Annotated in this window: 17 protein-coding genes; 7 read left to right on the top strand and 10 right to left on the bottom strand. The window is 44.2% G+C overall.

Annotated elements, in window-relative coordinates:
* Positions 1 to 86: 86 nt before the first annotated feature.
* Both LWP20_RS16015 and LWP20_RS16010 read right to left on the bottom strand, forming a co-directional pair.
* Positions 87 to 863 carry a hypothetical protein gene (locus LWP20_RS16015; RefSeq protein ID WP_242929186.1) on the bottom strand — a complete coding sequence of 259 codons (777 nt, stop codon included), beginning with the start codon at positions 861 to 863 and terminating at the stop codon, positions 87 to 89.
* A 45-nt stretch (positions 864 to 908) separates the two neighbouring features.
* A complete protein-coding gene (locus LWP20_RS16010; RefSeq protein ID WP_242929185.1) occupies positions 909 to 1,712 on the bottom strand; it encodes a tRNA pseudouridine synthase A in 804 nt (267 codons plus the stop codon).
* A 327-nt stretch (positions 1,713 to 2,039) separates the two neighbouring features.
* On the opposite strand from LWP20_RS16010, the gene LWP20_RS16005 reads away from it, so the two are divergent.
* The 4 genes from LWP20_RS16005 to LWP20_RS15990 all read left to right on the top strand — a co-directional run bounded on the left by LWP20_RS16005 (position 2,040) and on the right by LWP20_RS15990 (position 8,576).
* On the top strand, positions 2,040 to 3,788 hold the full coding sequence (locus tag LWP20_RS16005; protein WP_242929184.1) for an ABC transporter ATP-binding protein: 1,749 nt from the start codon (positions 2,040 to 2,042) through the stop codon (positions 3,786 to 3,788).
* 187 nt (positions 3,789 to 3,975) lie between these two features.
* Positions 3,976 to 5,151, top strand: a complete 1,176-nt coding sequence (locus tag LWP20_RS16000; protein ID WP_242929183.1) for a tetratricopeptide repeat protein — start codon at positions 3,976 to 3,978, stop codon at positions 5,149 to 5,151.
* Positions 5,152 to 5,836: 685 nt separating this feature from the next.
* A complete protein-coding gene (locus tag LWP20_RS15995; RefSeq protein ID WP_242929182.1) occupies positions 5,837 to 7,660 on the top strand; it encodes a cache domain-containing protein in 1,824 nt (607 codons plus the stop codon).
* Between the two features lie 292 nt (positions 7,661 to 7,952).
* Complete coding sequence (locus LWP20_RS15990; protein ID WP_242929181.1) at positions 7,953 to 8,576, top strand: DUF4403 family protein; 624 nt, start codon at positions 7,953 to 7,955, stop codon at positions 8,574 to 8,576.
* Between the two features lie 57 nt (positions 8,577 to 8,633).
* On the opposite strand, the gene LWP20_RS15985 is transcribed toward LWP20_RS15990, so the two are convergent.
* Both LWP20_RS15985 and LWP20_RS15980 read right to left on the bottom strand, forming a co-directional pair.
* Positions 8,634 to 9,767, bottom strand: a complete 1,134-nt coding sequence (locus tag LWP20_RS15985) for a sensor histidine kinase (protein WP_242929180.1) — start codon at positions 9,765 to 9,767, stop codon at positions 8,634 to 8,636.
* Positions 9,768 to 10,039: 272 nt separating this feature from the next.
* Complete coding sequence (locus LWP20_RS15980; RefSeq protein WP_242929179.1) at positions 10,040 to 10,396, bottom strand: endonuclease domain-containing protein; 357 nt, start codon at positions 10,394 to 10,396, stop codon at positions 10,040 to 10,042.
* A gap of 324 nt (positions 10,397 to 10,720) precedes the next feature.
* Between LWP20_RS15980 and LWP20_RS15975 the strand changes: the two genes are divergently transcribed.
* Together LWP20_RS15975 and LWP20_RS15970 are read left to right on the top strand one after the other, a co-directional pair.
* A complete protein-coding gene (locus LWP20_RS15975; protein ID WP_242929178.1) occupies positions 10,721 to 11,041 on the top strand; it encodes an ArsR/SmtB family transcription factor in 321 nt (106 codons plus the stop codon).
* On the top strand, positions 11,038 to 11,547 hold the full coding sequence (locus LWP20_RS15970) for an SRPBCC family protein (protein ID WP_242929177.1): 510 nt from the start codon (positions 11,038 to 11,040) through the stop codon (positions 11,545 to 11,547). Before LWP20_RS15975 ends, LWP20_RS15970 begins: the two co-directional genes overlap by 4 nt.
* Before the next feature lie 230 nt (positions 11,548 to 11,777).
* Here LWP20_RS15970 and LWP20_RS15965 read toward each other — a convergent pair whose 3' ends face one another.
* The 5 genes from LWP20_RS15965 to LWP20_RS15950 form a co-directional block, all read right to left on the bottom strand.
* Positions 11,778 to 12,098 (bottom strand): hypothetical protein, encoded by a 321-nt coding sequence (locus LWP20_RS15965; protein WP_242929176.1) that lies wholly within the window; start codon positions 12,096 to 12,098, stop codon positions 11,778 to 11,780.
* A 41-nt stretch (positions 12,099 to 12,139) separates the two neighbouring features.
* On the bottom strand, positions 12,140 to 12,265 hold the full coding sequence (locus tag LWP20_RS18290; protein WP_262914627.1) for a hypothetical protein: 126 nt from the start codon (positions 12,263 to 12,265) through the stop codon (positions 12,140 to 12,142).
* 215 nt (positions 12,266 to 12,480) lie between these two features.
* Positions 12,481 to 12,768: an STAS-like domain-containing protein gene (locus LWP20_RS15960; RefSeq protein ID WP_242929175.1), complete on the bottom strand. Its 288-nt coding sequence runs from the start codon at positions 12,766 to 12,768 to the stop codon at positions 12,481 to 12,483.
* Complete coding sequence (locus LWP20_RS15955; protein WP_242929174.1) at positions 12,765 to 13,769, bottom strand: ATP-binding protein; 1,005 nt, start codon at positions 13,767 to 13,769, stop codon at positions 12,765 to 12,767. The genes LWP20_RS15960 and LWP20_RS15955 overlap by 4 nt, the downstream gene beginning before the upstream one ends.
* Entirely contained in the window at positions 13,741 to 14,205 is a 465-nt protein-coding gene (locus LWP20_RS15950; RefSeq protein ID WP_242929173.1) for a hypothetical protein, read from the bottom strand. The genes LWP20_RS15955 and LWP20_RS15950 overlap by 29 nt, the downstream gene beginning before the upstream one ends.
* A 157-nt stretch (positions 14,206 to 14,362) precedes the next feature.
* On the opposite strand from LWP20_RS15950, the gene LWP20_RS15945 reads away from it, so the two are divergent.
* A complete protein-coding gene (locus tag LWP20_RS15945) occupies positions 14,363 to 14,707 on the top strand; it encodes a DEAD/DEAH box helicase (protein ID WP_242929172.1) in 345 nt (114 codons plus the stop codon).
* 14 nt (positions 14,708 to 14,721) lie between these two features.
* On the opposite strand, the gene LWP20_RS15940 is transcribed toward LWP20_RS15945, so the two are convergent.
* Complete coding sequence (locus LWP20_RS15940) at positions 14,722 to 18,000, bottom strand: YCF48-related protein (protein WP_242929171.1); 3,279 nt, start codon at positions 17,998 to 18,000, stop codon at positions 14,722 to 14,724.
* Between the last annotated feature and the right edge of the window lie 11 nt (positions 18,001 to 18,011).

The following is an 18,011-nucleotide window of genomic DNA, read 5'->3' as shown; positions in this document are numbered from 1 at the left end:
CGAAAAGTATAGTGGGGGGCCAGTAAACCGGTCTGGGTTTTGATGTGAAGTGAATTGATAAAGTATAGCAGACGTTTACCTGCTTTTTAATCCAGGTAATATTCGTCTTCATCTTCGTCTATTTCTTCTTCTTCCAATTCATCCGGTTCATGCGCTTCATACCAGGGCTCATCTTCATTATCTGGTAAACCGGAATCCTTCCCAAGCAACTCATCAACTAAGCTCTGCTGGGCCTCATCATAGATAAGCTCTCCCCGGAGAAGAAACCTGTTAGCATCAAGCAGAATCTCATAAACAGGTGTATGAATGTGCTTGGGTATTTTAAAAAGCCGAGGGTCGTTTTTATCGAATGGGGTTGAAACTTTTGAGTTAAAAAGGTAAGGAATAAGTGTTTTGGAACAGCTGATGGCAATGCGGTGTATTTCATGGTCTTCAAAATACTCTTGCAAACGACCATTTATATTCTCGAAAAACTCTACTGTCTCGCCTAAACGTACTCGGGACCCAGCCCTGGATTTGCCTTTTGTTTTCAGGTATTTGATCTGGCTTTTCCCTTGTTTTTTTCGCACCATGTAGGACCGGAAAACTTTATGGTTCAGGTTTTTGCCATTCTCAAAATAACCCACCGCACAACTACCCGATTGTATAAGCAGGACCACATAATTTACTTTTTCACTTTCAGCATGCTGGCTAGTGCCTGAGTAATCAAGTGTAATTGGTAACCGGAAGTATAGCTGCTCGTTTCCGGTGTTATCAAATATAATCAGCCGGTGTTTTTCAGGATCGTATGCCGTTGGTATACCTTTAGCCAGAATATTATGAAGCAGCTCGGCAGCTTTATATTTGGGTAAAAAACGGTTCATACAATGGAAAATGTGCTTTGTTTATACTTAGACATGAAGGTTTTTTTATAAACTCCAACTTTCTTCAGGCATGTTGTGCAGTTTAGAAAAAGAATTTCGCACCGGCAGATCAAGGTAAGGATACGTAACTTTAGACAAGTATAGCCCCTGCGGATAAGCCGGTGTTAAATGCTTCGGTGCATTTTCTAAGGCCAGGTAACTTTCAAACTCCTCTACGCTAAGTTTTCCTGTTCCTACTTTCAGCAATTGCCCCACTATAATTCGTATCATGCGGCCCAGGTACCTGTTCGCCGAGATCCGGAAGCGTAACTTGTTGCCTGTTTTATCCAATAACCACTCGGCTTCTGTTATGTGGCAAATGGTGCTGTCCTGGTCGGCTGGGGTAAGACACAAATTCCGGTAGTCATTATAAAGTGGGAGCAGGGCAGTAGCTGCCTTCATGGCATCCAGGTGCAGGTCTTTTACTAAGTATAGCGAACTTACATCACTCAGGAAAGGGTCTTTATAGGTATGGATAAAGTAGTCGTAGCTTCGTTGGCAGGCATCGAAACGGGAGTGTGGCAAACCTTCCATTGGTATGATGTCGAACACGGCAATATCCTCCGGCAGTACTTTGTTTAACCTGAAAAGCATATCAAATTCCCAGGGCTCAGTAACATCCAAATGAAAGAAGAACTGACTCGCATGTACGCCCGCATCCGTTCGTCCGCAACCAACTATAGCCACCGGCTTTTTCAGGATTTTCGAAAGGCAACCTTCCATTACTTCCTGCACACCAACTCCATACGGATGCCGCTGCCAGCCCTTATAGTTAGTACCCTTATAACCGATATGGAAAAAATAACGCAAGGTGTTTGGTTGAATTTTTAAAGTTAAGGAAGCAAGATAGCAATCTATTCTTTCACACATTCTATCTAAAACAAAGTATAAAATCTAACCAGAAGTATACGTTCAATAAAAGTCTACACGTGATAGTACGATCAAACTTATAAATACCATGTTTATGACGAGGGCGTCATCGCTCGTGACGAACTATAGTTGGGCTTCCGGCCCAATCGGATTACAAACCGATCCCAAAGACAGGATATTACCGATTGATAGAGTTCAGCATATACTTGCATCTCGTGCAAACGAGGTCAAAAAACTTGTACCTTTACCGCTGCATACAACACAACCATGTCCAAATCCAAAAAACTCAAGAACGTTACCATAGCTGAAGTTTTCAGAACCATTATCTGGCCACGCAAAAAATACCTCGGTATAGGATTGGTACTTATCATTATCAGTCGCCTGGCTGGCTTGGTGTTACCTGGAGCAAGTAAGTACCTGATAGATGATGTGATTCCGAACGGCGACAGCACTATGCTGAAATGGCTGATCGGGGCGGTGTTAACAGCTATAGTTATTCAATCCGTTACATCCTTTGCGCTTACACAGATACTAAGTGTAGAGGCGCAGCATCTTATTTCGCAGCTGCGGGCTAAAGTTCAACGGCATATCATGCAGTTACCCATCCGCTTTTTCGATAATACCAAAACAGGCGAACTGGTGTCGCGCATCATGACGGACGTGGAAGGGGTGCGAAACCTGGTAGGTACCGGCTTTGCCCAGATGATCGGCGGCGTTTTAACCTCAATCATCTGCCTGGGGCTGCTCATTTACATCAGCCCGCTCATGACAGGTTTTGTATTGATACCGGTAGCTATTTTCGGGGTGATCTCATTGAAGGCTTTTGGTAAGATCAGGCCAATTTTCAGGGAGCGTGGCGTGATAAATGCCCAGGTAACCGGCCGGCTTACCGAAACGCTGGGTGGCGTGCGAGTGATAAAAGGATTTAATGCAGAAGAGCAGGAGATCAAAACATTTGAAGATGGCGTAACCCGACTTTTCCTGAACGTAAAGCAGAGTTTGACTACTACCAGTATGGTGACCAGTGCCGCAACCTTGTTACTGGGTTTTGCCTCGGCGGGCATCATGGGTATTGGTGGTTACCTGATCATGAAGGGTGAGTTGACCTTCGGCGATTTCCTGGCCTTTACATTATACTTAGGTTTTATGATCGCGCCTATACTTCAGATGAGCAACATCGGGAGCCAGTTTACCGAGGCTTTTGCCGGCCTCGACCGCACACAGGAAATTCTGAACACGCCTCTGGAAGACGAACATGGAATCCGAAATTTGAAGCTAGATAATATACACGGCGATATTGTTTTCGACAAAGTAGCCTTTGCCTATGAATCTGGGAAGGATGTGGTGAAAGAGATAAGCTTTAAAGCACCTGCCGGTTCGGTTACAGCGTTGGTAGGCACTTCAGGTTCTGGTAAGACAACTATAGCCGGGCTGGCTGCTTCGTTTCTGAACCCTGACAGCGGCATTATTACAGTGGACGGGCACGACCTGCAAACTATAAGCCTGCAAAGTTACCGCAGCCAGCTGGGCGTTGTGCTGCAAGACGATTTCCTGTTTGAAGGCACCATACGCCAGAATATACTTTTCCCGCGTCCGAATGCTACCGAAGACCAACTGCAGCAGGCTGTACACGCCGCACACGTGCAGGAATTTACCGACCGTTTTGCTGACGGCCTGGACACCCTGATAGGCGAGCGAGGCGTGAAGCTTTCGGGTGGGCAGCGGCAGCGCATCGCTATTGCCCGGGCCATACTTGCCGATCCGCGCATACTCATACTGGATGAAGCTACCTCCAACCTCGACACCGAGAGTGAAAGCCTGATACAGGCCAGCCTTAAAACCCTGATGGAGGGCCGCACCACTTTCGTCATAGCTCACCGCCTAAGCACCATCCGCCAGGCCGACCAGATTTTGGTAATAGAACAAGGCCACATAGTGGAGCAAGGCCGCCACGAGGAGCTGCTGGCAATGCAGGGCAGGTATTACCAACTTTATACTTACCAGGCCAGAATTTAAGACTGATTTCTTATTTTATATGAGACTTCGTGCGCTAGAGTACTAACTGCTTACAGTTTTGAAACAGGAGCTAACAGGAAAAATTCTAGCGAAAAACATGAAGCAGCACAATTAATATCTTTCAACAACTATATATTTATTGGGAATAATTATACATTTATAGTTCAATAACTTATACTTGAATAAGATGGGCTATAAACTACAAATGATCCTGGTGTGCACGCTGATGCTCTGCATATCACCGCTTTATGCGCAGGATACGAACAATGATCTTGACACTTACATCAAACGTCTGAAACATTCGTCGGCAACAGGTGGGAGCGAAACCGCTTTTCTGACGGTCGGGTCAGATTTTATGTATGCGCAGGAATATTTAGAAGCCGGAAACTATGCATCTGCCGAGTATAGTTTTGCAAATATACTACGCGCTCATCCCGACCATGCTTATGCCAATTACCAGTATGCTATTTCACTTATTAAGCAGAAGAATCCTGAAAAAGCAAAGCTTGCACAGGAGTCTTTCCAGAAGGCTATTGCGCTAAATCCGTCGCTTAAAGCAAGCTACGCCAAAGACGTGCCTGCCCCGGTTGCTGCCGAGCCTAAAGAGTCAGCTACACATGCCAATGCCACTGACCCCGACAAAGGCAATCCTGCAAAAGCCAAAACTGAAGCTACAGGCCTTGATGCATACATAGCGCAGCTAAAACATTCGGATGCTACCGGCGGCAAGGAAACACAGATGTTTGCTCCAGGTCAGGAAGCTATACAGGGTATACTATATTATGAGAAGGGCGAATTCAGCAGTGCCGAAACAAGGTTCAGTCTTTCGCTGGCGGTGGATGCTGAAAACCCTTATGTAAACTACCTGAAAGCGGTTTCGCTAGCTGCCCAGGGAAACGAAGCTGCGGCAAAGCCCTTTTACCAGAAAGCCATAGCCGGCGACAAATCACTGCAAGCACGCTATGCCGGAGATGTGGCTTCGAGCAAAGCAAAATGGAATAAACTGCAGGCTGCTAAAGCAGTAAAGACCACACCTGCCGCAAAGGTAACGTATGGCGGTGCGTTGGTATTCGGCAACTATGTCTGCGACCAGTCTGTATGGAATGGCCCGAATGTTAGCCCTGCCTACCGAAATGAGTACAAAGGGTATTTTGCGCTTAAAAAGGATGGCACCTACCGTTGGCTCGATGACGGAGGAACAGGTAAGTATAGCTACAACGCTAAAACGGGCGTGATCACATGGCTTTCCGGTCCGATGAAAAGCAAAGCTCCTAAGTTATCTAAATACCAAAAAGGCACAACCGTAGCGCAGGTTACAGTAGAATATAACGGCTTTACGTGGCAGTGCGGCTGCAATAAATAATAGTGTTAAAACGCTTTTCGGTTTGTAAAAAAGAGCCTCTTAAATTTTAATTTGAGAGGCTCTTTTTTGTTGCAAATATACTTAGCCATTTATCTTCTGTTAGTTCTTAAATTAAGAAGTCTGGCCTGGTAAACCGGATATAAAGGCAAATATGAAATACTCACGCTGTTCAAGTGTTAGTTGCAGAATTCGTTGATTTAATCCAGGCAAAAGCAATTTGTTTCTGGCTATACTTGCCGAAGTATACATGAGCAATACTTCATGAAATCACAATGCTTTACACGATCACTTAGCAGAATATCCATTTGAAAAACCAAACCAGGATCTTCTCTTAATTTACCGGAGGCTTTACCAGTTAACCGGCAATATCTGCCAATTGAATGCAACAGTTAGCCATTTATAGTTTATCCAGAAGGAACAGTTTGCCATCAGTCTGTTTTAAATAGCGTTAAAAAGTATAATAGGAATTTAATTTATGTGTATGGTTAGGAAATTACCAGCCAGGATTATCCAAACTTTGTTTAAACACTTCTTCGCAACGCCCAGAGTTAGTGCGACATGTTCTTGTTGTTAAGTACAGGCGAGGTCTGCAGCAGGGCAAATCACCCCGGTTTGTCGCAGGAAAACATGAAATCTATGTTCGTGGTGTTAATGCATGTATAATTCTTCTTATCAGGCTATTATCATGAAAGTATCCTTCAGTCTGTTGCTTGCATTCATTGCAATTTATATTTTAAATAATGCGTATGGGCAACAATTAAACGGCCACAGGCTGGTCAACACGATTTCAAAGACAGAATCTCCTGGTTCTTTTCAATCCGGTAAACAGCTCTCAACACGGCAACTCGTCGCTTTGGTAAACGACGCGTCTGCGTTGGTAAGCAAAAAAGGAGAAAAAGCCTTTACCGAGTTTCGTTCTTCCGGTAGCCGTTGGCGGCAGGGAGAAACTTACATTTTCGTGCTGGACCCACAAGGCAATATGCTGGTGCACGCTGATCCTGAAATGGAAAACAAGAATCAACTTGATCTGAAGGATGTCAACGGCAAGCTCATTGTCCGCGGCCTCATCAAAGCTGCCACGGCGGTACCTAATAAACCCGAAGGCTGGTACCATTACGAATGGCCTGTGCCTGGTGGTTTATTGCCTCGCTGGAAAAGCAGCTTCGTGCAATTGGTTAAAGCTCCTTCGGGTAAAAGCTACATCGTGGGCAGCGGCATGTACAACGACCGTATGGAGAAGGAGTTTGTGGTAGATCTGGTGAAAAATGCCCAGGCCGAAATAGAAAAGCACGGCAGGGGCGCCTTCAAATCCTTCCACGATCCGGCAGGGCCTTTTCTTGCAAAAGATGCCTACATTTTCGTCTTCACGATGGATGGCGTCGAGATCGTCAACCCGGCTTTCCCGACTGTGGAAGGGAATAACAATTTCGACATGAAAGATGCGCAGGGCAAATACCTTGTCCGAGAAATCATCAAAACGGTGCAGACCAGTGACTCAGGCTGGGTAAACTACATGTGGCCCAAACCGGGCGAGAGCATTCCTACTCAGAAGTCTGCTTATGTGCGCAAAGCAACATTCAATGGGGAGACCTTTGGTGTGGGATGCGGTATATACCTGGCCGATGCCCCTAAAGCAGTAGAAAAAACTAAAAAGCTGACGGCACCTGAGTTGATGGCACTCGTGCGCGATGCAGCCGCTGACCTGGAAAAACGCGGTACGAAAGCCTTCCCTGATTTCCGGAAGAAGGGATCGAGGTGGTTCCGCAACGATACCTATCTTTTTGTCTGGTCATTGGATGGAACCCGTGTATTTCATGCGGCAGATTCCTTAATGGAAGGCAAGAAGATTGATGGCACAACGGATGCACATGGGAGGCCTTATGGCAAAATGTTTCTGGAGGCAGCTAATAGTAGGAAAGGTGAAGGCTGGGTGCATTATATGTTCCCGGAGCCCGGCGACATTTTTCCTGCATGGAAGTCCAGCTTCGTAAAGCGGGTGAAATTCCCGGATGGCAGGCAGTACCTGGTAGGCAGCGGTATCTATAATATGCAGATGGACAAAGCTTTTATCGAAGATCTGGTGAACCATGCCGCCTCGCTGGTGCAGGATAAGGGCGAAGCCTCCTTTAACCAGCTTCGTGATAAGAAAGGCCCTTTTTACTTTATGGATACCTATATTTTTGTAGAAGACAGCAAAGGTAAGATTCTGGTAAACCCCGCCCAGCCTAGTATAGAGGGAAAGAATATGATAAATGAGAAAGACGTGAAAGGCAAGTCCTTTGTGCGGGAGTATACAGAAGCCTCCCTTAAAAATGGCAGCGCCTGGGTAAACTATTACTGGTACAAACCCGGAGATAATACACCTACCCAAAAACATACTTATGTGCGCAAAGTACAGCACGGCAATAAGACCTATATTGTAGGGGCAGGTTACTACCAGCCTGATGAAGGAAAGAAAACTAGCCAGGCACAAAAGACTTCGTCAGAGTCCTTAAAGGAGAAAGAGTAACTGCACTCAAGCTTTCTGGTGGGATTATAGTAATTTATACATAATGTATTACCTGAGGCATAAAGCAGGTATAAACCACAACTATAAAATAGCAGCCGTCCGTGGGAGCTGAGACTTGCCCCGAATGCCTACTGGGAAGCTATGAGGACATTGCAAGTATAATTTGCCCTGCCACTCATCTATGCTTACCTTTATACCACGTACTACCAAAAGACTTCGAAACTAACAGCAGTTACTTATAACGGTAACAAGAAAAGCTGCTGTGTGCTATCTTCCTCCTGAACACTACCTTATGGATAAACCTGTACAACTGAATATACCTCTTACTGTTTCTTATTCTGCGCTGGAAGGCGTGCTGCGAAAACAACTCGTGGGTATGTATATTCCAAGGCCCGAAGATGGTATAACCGACAACCCTTATGCGCAGGTGCTGGATGTAGGTATTACAGGTAGCAGGGCAGGAGCCTATAATGTGCGGCTGCGGGTGCGACTCAGCATTCTGCGTACCGTGCTGAAACGGGATAAGGTAGAACTCTACGCTTCAGCTTCCCTGGCCTACGACAATGCCACACAGCAGGTATACGTGCAGCAGTTTTCGATGGAGTCGGCTACCTCGAGTGGTTTTTATAATACAGCCCTGGAAGTACTGGTAAATAAAGTAGCCTATAACCAGATCATCGAAAAAGCCCGGATTGATCTGAAACCAATTATAGCGAAAGAGCTGGAAAAAGTAAACAGCCAACTTGCCGAAGGAATGGAGCTGAAAGGCCTGAAACTGAAAGGCGCTGTAGAGGCTGTGACAGTGCAAAACATTGATGCGAAGCCTGAGGGGCTTTCGTTGCGGTTGCTGGCACAAGGCACTTTGGAAGTAGCCGTGTATGACCTGGCCAGCCTATTACCAACCAAAACAGAATAAGATTAGCGTATCGTTAACCTGCAGCCGCATGCTTGTAACGTATGAAAGGAGGATACTTTAAACAGCTGCCGGAAAGTATAGCCTGAATTCTGTGCCGGTATCTTCTTCGCTTTTCACTGTTATTTTGCCTCCGGCATTTTCCAGTATGCGTTTTACCATGTACAGCCCGACTCCGGTGCCTTCCACGTGGTCATGAAATCGCTTGAACATCGTAAACAATTGCTGTTGCTGGCGATCGTTCAGACCCAGGCCGTTGTCTTTTATACATAGTACCACACAAGGTTCTTCCAGGCGCGAACTTATAGTAATGAGGCACTCCCGTTCCGGCGACTGAAACTTGATAGCGTTACTGATCAGGTTGTATAAGATGCTCCTGAAGTTTTTACGTGAGAACTTAAGCTGGTACACCTGCAGGTCAGTATGTATAAAGCAGTCCTTCAGGTTGACCGGTTTGTTCAGGTCTGCTACAATCTCGTCGTATACTTCCTTAATGTTGATCACATCATCCGAAGGATTTTCGCTAAAGCCTTTCTGCATTCTGCTGATCTCGGTCAGGTCTGAAATGGTGCGTTTAAACCGGTCAACAGAGTCTACCACCCGCATCACAATTTCTTCTGTGGTACTGTTAAGCGCGCTAGCGGCTTCCAGTTCCTTTTTCAGAATGTCCATCAGCCCTTCAATATTCATGATAGGGGAGCGAAGATCATGAGAGGCTGTGTAAATAAAAGTATCCAGGTCGAGGTTGATCCGCTGCAGCTCGGTGTTCTTGTTTTCGAGGGCGCTTTGTTGTCGTTCGGCCAGCTGGTCCTGCAGCTTTTTCTGCTCGGTCATGTCGCCGGTTATCTTGGTGTAGCCAATGTGCTTCCCTTCTGCATAAATAGGTGTAAGTTTAATATTGGCCCAGAACAGAGTACCGTCTTTTTTTCTGCGCCAGTCTCTTCCCTCATACACGTTTTCTTCCAGTGCCTTCTTCAGTTCTTCTTCGGGTTTGCCGGCCTGCTGGTATTCCTCCGGGAAGAGCATCCCGTAAAACTGGCCTACAAACTCATCCTCTTTGTACCCTTTCAGTTGCTCCACACCCTGGTTCCAGGTCACGATAATGCCCTCGGTATCCATCGCGAAAATGGCATAATCCTTTATCTGTTCGATAAAGTATGAATTGATCTTCTCAGGGTTGTGCAGTGGATCCATGGGGTAACAGGCGATGGTTAGTTGTTTTTACTCCTTAACCATGGCGTTTGTTATGGTACCATAAACTGAAGGTAGTTAAGAGGATAAGAAAAGCTGAAAGCCCGGGCCAGCTGGGGAGGGTACAGTTAAGGAAAATACCAGTTGTAAACTCGCAATAGTGGTTAGTTGCTTTGTAGCTGCAGTGGTCCAACCACCCCCAACCCCTCCTTAGCTAAGGCGGGGAGCTTTTTCTTTACCTACCAACTCACCTTGCCCTGTACTTACTTACTTACTTACTTACTAAAGTTGCTGCTGATTTCCTGTAGTACTGCCTCAAGGTTATCAAACACATCCTTGTTTTCAAAGCGGAGAACGGTTATACCTGCTTCCTGAAGAGTTTGGTCTCGTACTATATCGTCTTGTTCTGCTGCGGAATGGAAATGTATTTGACCGTCAAGCTCTATGGCTAACTGCTCAGAGGGGCAGTAGAAATCTAATATGTAGTTGCCGATACTGTGCTGGCGTCTGAATTTGCGACCGTATAGTTGGGTGGATTTCAGGTGCTTCCACAACTCAGCTTCCGCAGGAGTTAGATTGTTCCGCAGGCCTCTTCTATTTTCTTTCAGGTACTTTACATTATGCAGCATCATGGTAACTATACTTTGATCTATACATCTGTAAGAAAGTCAACCAAAAGCCAGAAAGTTCAAGTAGTAAGTAAAGAAAAGCTCCCCGCCTTAGACAAGGAGGGGTTGGGGGTGGTTGGACCACTGCAGCTACGAAGCAACTAACCACTATTGCGAGCTTGCAGCAGTTCTGAATATAGCTGTGTGGCAATAAAATATCAAACCGAAAATCTGATCCAGACAATTCTAAATCAATAGGTTAAGTAAAAAATAAATAAAAAATTAATTGCGCAACCGATTAATTGCACGTATATTAGCAAACAAACGGTTGCATATTTTAATTGACAGATGAGAAGAGACGTTTTCCAGGCGATAGCTGACCCTACCCGAAGAGCCATTATTGGTTTGATTGCCCTGCAGGCCATGACGCCGAATGCGATAGCCGAACATTTTGACACCAGCAGGCAAGCTATTTCAAAGCACCTGCAGATCCTGACGGAGTGCCAGCTTGTGAAACAGGAGCAGCAGGGGCGGGAAATTTACTATCAGCTGGAAGTAGCTAAAATGAAAGAAATAGACAAATGGCTGGACCAGTTCAGGAAAATCTGGGAAGACCGTTTCAGCGAACTTGACAATGTATTATCAAACCTAAAACAAAATAAGCCATGAAACACGACCTTGCATTTGAGTTCTCCGTGAACAAGGAAAACAAAACGATCACCGTAAAAAGAGAGTTTGCAGCAGAGCTCCCGCTGGTGTGGGATGCTTACACCAAAAGCGAGATACTGGACCAATGGTGGGCGCCTAAACCCTGGAAAGCCCGCACCAAAACCATGGATTTCAGAGAAGGTGGCTACTGGCACTATGCCATGGTGGGCCCCGAAGGTGAAGAGCACTGGGCATTGGCCAATTACAAGACCATTGACCCTAAAAAACGCTTTACCGCGCTGGATGGTTTTGCAGATGCCGAAGGAGTGGTAAATACAGAAATGCCGCAATCGAAGTGGGAGGTAAGCTTTACACCCAAAGAGGAAGTTACCTTAGTAGAGAACCTGATCACATTCGATGACCTGGCACAACTCGAAACCACCATCCAGATGGGCTTTAAAGAAGGCCTGACCATGGCAATGGAAAACCTTGATACCTTACTAGCCGCTCAGAAACAGGAGGCTTAAGGTCTGTAAGTTGCAGAACAGCAATCATTTTAATTGCATACATAAAAGCGGGGCTGCTACATAACGTTAGCGCCCCGCTTTTATAGTTTATAGGGCTAGTTCATTGTCTTTTGTGAGAGCTTGTACTTACCGCTGTATCATCGCTGGCGCGAGCTTGCAGTTCGTGCCTCCACTAATCAGGCAACGTCAATCTCCAATAAACCTTTCCGCCGCTAAAATCCACCGCGCTGCTATACTTCCAATTCTCCGGCTCCGACACAAAGCCTGCGGCTAATAATGCACTTTGATTTAGTAATAGCACAGAAACTAAAAGCATAAGTTGATACAATAAGTTTACCCACCCCTAACCCTTCCGAGGAGGGGAATAAATTCCTTTTGTAGAATTCCCCTCCCGGGAGGGGCAGGGGTGGGTTTATAATTTCACCGGCTCTCCTGGTTGTGCTCGGCAATGGCTTTCTGTTTTGCTTGGAAGTATAGGTTTTCAGTTCCTTCGGCAGCACGCTCGGGTTGTTGGCCTTGGCCCGGAAGATGAGGTGCACGTGACTGGGCATGATGCACCAGGCATAGATTTCCATGCCTTTGTTTTTGCGGCTTAGTCCAGGCTCTCGGTAAGTAAGGCAAAGTACTCTTCCCGCGTAAACACGTCTATCCAGTACACCACGGCAAAGCTTACAAAGTATAGCCCCTCCTTGTTATTAAATTTATACTTCCGGCTCATGTTCCTGCTTATACTTATAACAGATGCGTCCGGGTTTTTGGGTTAGGAAAGTATTACGCTAGTGAGAACTAATGCTAGTGCGAGCTTGTAGCTCGTACTGTTACTTTAGCTGATGGTATAGCTGCGTGGAAAAGAAAAGGCACGAGCTACAAGCTCGCGTCAGTTGGGGGTAAAAAAGCACGAGCGATGTGCTCGTGCTTTTCAAAATTTTAATTTTAAGCATCTTCTAATGCATTCTGAATACCTATTTTTATGATAGTTTTAACATCATTACTAGCGTTTCTTAACGCTATTTTTTGAAAAAATGTATTAGGGCCTAATTCTAGATATAATTTCCCGAAAATTTGTTTTGCGCAAAATGTTGCCATTGATTTGATTCCATCTAAATCTATAGATACAGCATCATTCCGTGACAGCTCATTGATTATAGTAGAATAGATTTCATCTCCAGCTATTTTATCACTTATTATAGGACTATACCTATTGAGGTTGATAGTTTTCATACCCAATTAATCTTTAAATCCATTTTATTAATATCTTCTGCTAGTATGTCTGCTAAAGTAATAGGCTTGTGAAGTGGCAGCGCAATATAAACAATACTTCCTTGCCAATAACCACATTTGCCACTCCTTTTCTTGCCTTCATTATTATAATAATATCCCCCCTGAGAATATATATGCATACGTCCACCGCATCTAGTAACAATTTCATTTAATATCCACAAACCATAACCCATGTGATTTGTATTCTTTTTAGAAGTAACTCCTCTTTTAACAGCTTCTTGAAGAATAACTTCTGGATCAGAAGTTTGGTTAGTTAATACACTTTTTAAAGTATCAACTATTCCATTACCAGAGTCAGCACATGCAATTTCTATAAATTGTTTGTTACCATTTGCTACAATTACTGAGTTTGAATCTTCTACGGCATGCTCCCAGAAGTTTAAAAGAACTTCTGAAAAAACTAAAAAAATCATTTTTACGATTCTTTCATCATATCGATAATACCTTTGTATTTGAGGTAGATACTCTTTATTTAATTTATCTTTACTGTATTGATCATGCCTTAAGAGAGCTTGCGGAGCAATTATAAAATTATCACCGATAGAAACTTTTAGTCGCTTGTATTCTCTTTCTTTTTCATTTAAATCTTCTTCATTACTCTTTATTTCTTTATCATCTTTATCACGCCCTTTAATAAAAGCATTAATTAAGTTTGCAAAGCCATATTTCTCAAATTCCTTTTCCATAACATCATTTATTGATATTCGTGGATTAAGGAAGCAGCCAGACTTTGAAGTATATTCAATAAACTTATATACAACAAGAACCCCAAGTAGTGAAGCAGACTTTATACGGCTTAGTTCGAGTTTAAATCCTTTAGCCTTCTTCCCAGCTAACGAAAATACTTTGTCGGAATCATTTATGAAGTTTATTATTGATGTTACGGTGAAATATTTAGGTGGGGTAATCTTTTTATTGAATAAATATATTAATGTACTCATCTAGTAACTTAGTTTCCGTTTCAAATTTTTTATTAGAGGGTGAACTTATAACAGTTTTATAATAATCTAATAGTTCTTCAGTAATTTTAAGAACAGGCTTCTCTATATAAATTTTATTAGCTCTGCTATAGCTTTCAACTTCTTGCACTTTTGCTAATAGTTCGTTAGAATCAAATATATCAATAATCGATAAAGCATCTAAGCTCTTAAATAGAGCAGATTGTGTCTCAATTCGTTTAGAATTAATAGCATTAACTTTATTTATTTTTATATCCTTAGTTTCCTTTAAGTCTGCTTTTAGATTCTCTAATTGCTTTTGATAATCAATTTTCACACTTTCAACCTGATTATCAAACCAAATTTTTAATACTACAGCTAGTACTGCGAAAGAACTCGTAATAGCAGCGGCAAGAAGAGGAATTATAACTTTATCCATTAAGTTTATTACAGTAATTTATTTTTAAGTAGTAATATTAAATATAAAATTTAAAGTGAAAAATTACTTATGTATATTTTGCTTCTTTATTCAATCACTTTAAAGAGCTTATTCTCTTGTGTAGCGGGTATGCCTTTGTGTTAACTACTTAAATCCCTTGCCTTTCAACCCATTTACCATAGACTTACCCGTTCGGGAAATTATACCTGCCGTTAGGGAGCACCTGGCGGCGCAGAACACGCTGATCGTAAACGCCCCTCCCGGAGCCGGTAAAAGCACCTTGCTGCCGCTGGCTTTGCTGGACGAGGCCTGGCTCGAGGGCCAGAAGATCGTGATGCTGGAGCCCCGGCGCCTGGCGGCCAAAACCATTGCAGAACGCCTGGCGCAGCTAGCTTCTTTTCCTTTCATAAGTCTAAGTTGTGTCAACTTATTTCAGGACGGTACACCGGCAATAAAAAAGCACAGGCTGCAGCCTGTGCTTTTTTATTGTCGTTTTGTTTGAGGCAGATCGGGCTTCTAGAGCTTTATTACTTTACGGATATGCACATTGGCCTTGTGGTATACCCGGATGTGGTAAACTCCCGGAACCTGCCTCGAAAGGTCGAGCACGTAATGCGCTGCACTAGGTAGCGCGGTAAGCACCCGCTTGCCTATATGGTCGTATACCTCGATGCGCTCTATTATCTCCTGGTGCGAGAAGGTAAGCCTGTCCCGTGTCGGGTTCGGGTATACCCTTAGCTTTCGATCTTCTTCGTCGGATATGCCGGTCGGGGCCGCTGTTGCGAATGAGGCGTTTACACTATAAAGCTCAGCACCGTTAACTGTACCTTTAATTCTGAAATAGTACACAGTGTTGGCCACCAGATCCTGTACTTCTGCCTGCACAGTGCCTGTGCCAGTATATAGGAAGTTTGGTGTTGCGGCTACCGTTTTACCCAGGGCTTGGGTTTCGCCGTACTCGATCTGGATATTGCTAACTATACTGCCTTGCGGAGCAATAAAGCCGGTGAGAATGGCGCTGGTGCCGGTTACCTGCTCCGCTTTATCGGCCTCAATCAGCACGCCCCCGCTTGCCCGGAACATATGCGTGGTGCTATAGATTGCCTTGTCTCCCTGCAGGGCTTTTAACCTGTAATAGTATACAGTCTCCGGCTCCAGATCCGTTAGGCTGGCCTGTACGTTTCTCCAGGCATTGTTCGGAACCACATCAGGGGAAACAACCGCTTCCTGGCCAAAATCACGGCTCTTACCATACTCAAACATTAGTTTTGTGACATCGCCATGATTGGTCTCAACCCTTGCACCCCACCTTACTGCAGTTTCAGTGACCACAGGCGGCTGGATTGAAATTAGATACTTGTGTCTGGTATTAAAGCTGAAAGGAATGCCATAATATTCTTTTGATTTATAAGTGATCTTTAAACGTCCATAATAACGGGTGCCTGGTTTCAATTGCTGCAAAGACGCCACAACGGAAGCTGAACCATTACCTGGTACGGTACCCGGAGAGGCTGCTATACTTGAAGGGTTGGTAAAGCTATTATCGGTAGCATATTCAAACTGTATGTTGGTTATTTCGCCCAGGTTAGAGGCTACATGCCAACTTAGCTCAGCGCTGTTTGTTGTTACATTATAGGCCATACCGTAGTTTAGTGAGAAAGCAGGACGGGTTTTGAACTGTATAAACTGGCTGGAGCGTTCTGTCCCCTTGTAAGTTGCCCTGATCCTGAAAAAATACTCTGTATCAGGTTCCAGGTCTTTTAAAGTGTGGGTATACTTTTCGGCAGAATTTGCCTGGACCCGGGCAGGAGTTAGGTCGATTCTTTTGTCGAAGAACATGCCTTTGCCATACTCAATCCGGATATTGGCGATCTCCTCGTTGTTTGAAGCTATAACGCCTGTCAATACAGCACCGTCAGCAGTCACATCACTTGCCGGCAGAGCCTTTAGAGAATACTCATCATAGGTGACGGCACTCTTCAGTATTCTGCCGTAATTTCCGGCAGCAAACAATTCTTTGTCTTCTGTAATAACCAGTTTTGTAATCAGGGAAGGCATGCTGACCGACTCCCAGGTATACCCGCCATCTGATGTACGGAAGTTTTTCCCGTACTCGCCCGTCACATATCCTACATTCTCGCTGTAGAAAGCAATGGCCTTCAAGTGATCGTATTCTGTTTTGAGCTCCTCCCAGGTTGCGCCACCATCTTTCGTTTTCAGTACCACACCATACTCTGCTGAAATATAACCTACCTTATCATTTACAAAGCTGAAGGCAGTAAATGAGCCATATACTTCATAGATCTTTGTCCAGTTAAGGCCTCCATTGGTGGTTCTGTACAGATCACCATTTAGAATGGCAAAGCCGTTGTTAACGTCTATGAAATGCATTTTGGTTGCGCCGGTGAAGCTGGAAATACGCTGCCAAGTCTTGCCTCCGTCAACAGTTTTTAAGAAGCCATTCCCGGAGTACGAATCAGTACAGACATAGCCGATCCTGTTATTAAGAAAATAAATAGAACTAATTCTAATCCCATAGGTATGTAAGGATAGCTTCGTCCAGGTGTTTCCTCCATCGTTCGTCCTAAACAACTGGTCTATGCTGTTGCTGTAAAATCCTTCATGCGCTACTACGTATCCTGTGTCAGCAGAAAAAAACTGTGCTAATCTATAGTAGTTCATTGACTCATCCAGTCCCGTATTAACAGTTTTCCAGGTTGCGCCTTTGTCAGTTGTCTTGTATAGTTCCGACCCAAGCGCATACCCGGTAGTACTGGAAGGAAATGCCATATCCCCGATGTTATTGTAGGTAAATGCGTATTCAGTCCATGTTATACCACCATCTGTCGTCTTTACTATTCTGCCTCTTGCACCAGTTGCATACCCCACATTTACATTGATAAAATGTATACCATAGATAGAGGTTGCGTCAATACGTGCGTTCTGGAAACTAATCCATTGCCAGGTATGCCCACCGTCGGTGGTTTTATGAATAGCACCGTTATCTCCCGCAAAAAAGCCGACATTTTCATTTAAAAAGTAAAGGGAGTAAGCAGCGTCGGGTACCAATCTGTTGGATAGGGGAGTCCACGTTTCCCCACCGTCGGTCGTTTTTACAATTGTATTATGTTGCTTGGAAGCAAAACCAACTTTGCTGTTCACAAAGTGAATAGTGAAATAGTCAGACGGGATGGAGTTAACACTTTCTGTTATATACCAGGATTCTCCACCGTCGATTGTTTTCAGAATTTTACCCCCTTTGCAAGCCGCATGACCTACTTTGGAGTTGATAAAGAAAGATTTTGTGACAGATGACTGGTTGGGATAATAGGGATCAGTTTGAGGAGGTTCTATACCTTTCGTGCTCCAGGTTTTACCGCCGTCTGTAGTTTTTATTAGGCTTTTGTCACTGGTAATATAAATGGTATCAGGGTGCAGGATATTGACAGTATTCAAGTTTTCCTGTGTATTTACGGTTAACTTCTGCCAGGATTCGCCTTTATCAACAGATCTGTATACATTCCCAAAATCGCCTGCAATAAAACCGATCTCACCTCTGAACCTGATTTCATTTCCGCTTGTAATACTTTGCTTCACATCCCAGGTTGCGCCGGCATCTTTTGTTTGAAGCAACTGAGACCCGTTAACAATAAAGCCGGTTTGCTCATTGACAAATGTGATACTTTTACCTGTGTTACCAGAGGGTTTCGGGTTTAGCCAGGTCCATTGAGCGCTTGCAGTGGAAAGGGTAAAAGTGAAAAGCAGGAGAAAAAAAGTGCGTAAATGTTTGTTCATATAGCTTGGAT

This window comes from Pontibacter vulgaris, assembly GCF_022758145.1.
GTDB lineage: Bacteria > Bacteroidota > Bacteroidia > Cytophagales > Hymenobacteraceae > Pontibacter > Pontibacter vulgaris.
This window is presented reverse-complemented; position numbering and strand designations above follow the sequence as displayed.

Bases quoted from the DNA above. Each gene is read 5' to 3' on its own strand.
- LWP20_RS16015 (WP_242929186.1), bottom strand. From the start codon at position 863: ATGAACCGTTTTTTACCCAAATATAAAGCTGCCGAGCTGCTTCATAAT.
- LWP20_RS15950 (WP_242929173.1), bottom strand. From the start codon at position 14,205: ATGGATAAAGTTATAATTCCTCTTCTTGCCGCTGCTATTACGAGTTCT.
- LWP20_RS15975 (WP_242929178.1), top strand. From the start codon at position 10,721: ATGAGAAGAGACGTTTTCCAGGCGATAGCTGACCCTACCCGAAGAGCC.
- LWP20_RS15940 (WP_242929171.1), bottom strand. From the start codon at position 18,000: ATGAACAAACATTTACGCACTTTTTTTCTCCTGCTTTTCACTTTTACC.
- LWP20_RS15980 (WP_242929179.1), bottom strand. From the start codon at position 10,396: ATGATGCTGCATAATGTAAAGTACCTGAAAGAAAATAGAAGAGGCCTG.
- LWP20_RS15995 (WP_242929182.1), top strand. From the start codon at position 5,837: ATGAAAGTATCCTTCAGTCTGTTGCTTGCATTCATTGCAATTTATATT.
- LWP20_RS15955 (WP_242929174.1), bottom strand. From the start codon at position 13,769: ATGAGTACATTAATATATTTATTCAATAAAAAGATTACCCCACCTAAA.
- LWP20_RS15970 (WP_242929177.1), top strand. From the start codon at position 11,038: ATGAAACACGACCTTGCATTTGAGTTCTCCGTGAACAAGGAAAACAAA.
- LWP20_RS16005 (WP_242929184.1), top strand. From the start codon at position 2,040: ATGTCCAAATCCAAAAAACTCAAGAACGTTACCATAGCTGAAGTTTTC.
- LWP20_RS15985 (WP_242929180.1), bottom strand. From the start codon at position 9,767: ATGGATCCACTGCACAACCCTGAGAAGATCAATTCATACTTTATCGAA.
- LWP20_RS18290 (WP_262914627.1), bottom strand. From the start codon at position 12,265: ATGAGCCGGAAGTATAAATTTAATAACAAGGAGGGGCTATACTTTGTA.
- LWP20_RS15965 (WP_242929176.1), bottom strand. From the start codon at position 12,098: ATGCCCAGTCACGTGCACCTCATCTTCCGGGCCAAGGCCAACAACCCG.
- LWP20_RS15990 (WP_242929181.1), top strand. From the start codon at position 7,953: ATGGATAAACCTGTACAACTGAATATACCTCTTACTGTTTCTTATTCT.
- LWP20_RS15960 (WP_242929175.1), bottom strand. From the start codon at position 12,768: ATGAAAACTATCAACCTCAATAGGTATAGTCCTATAATAAGTGATAAA.
- LWP20_RS16000 (WP_242929183.1), top strand. From the start codon at position 3,976: ATGGGCTATAAACTACAAATGATCCTGGTGTGCACGCTGATGCTCTGC.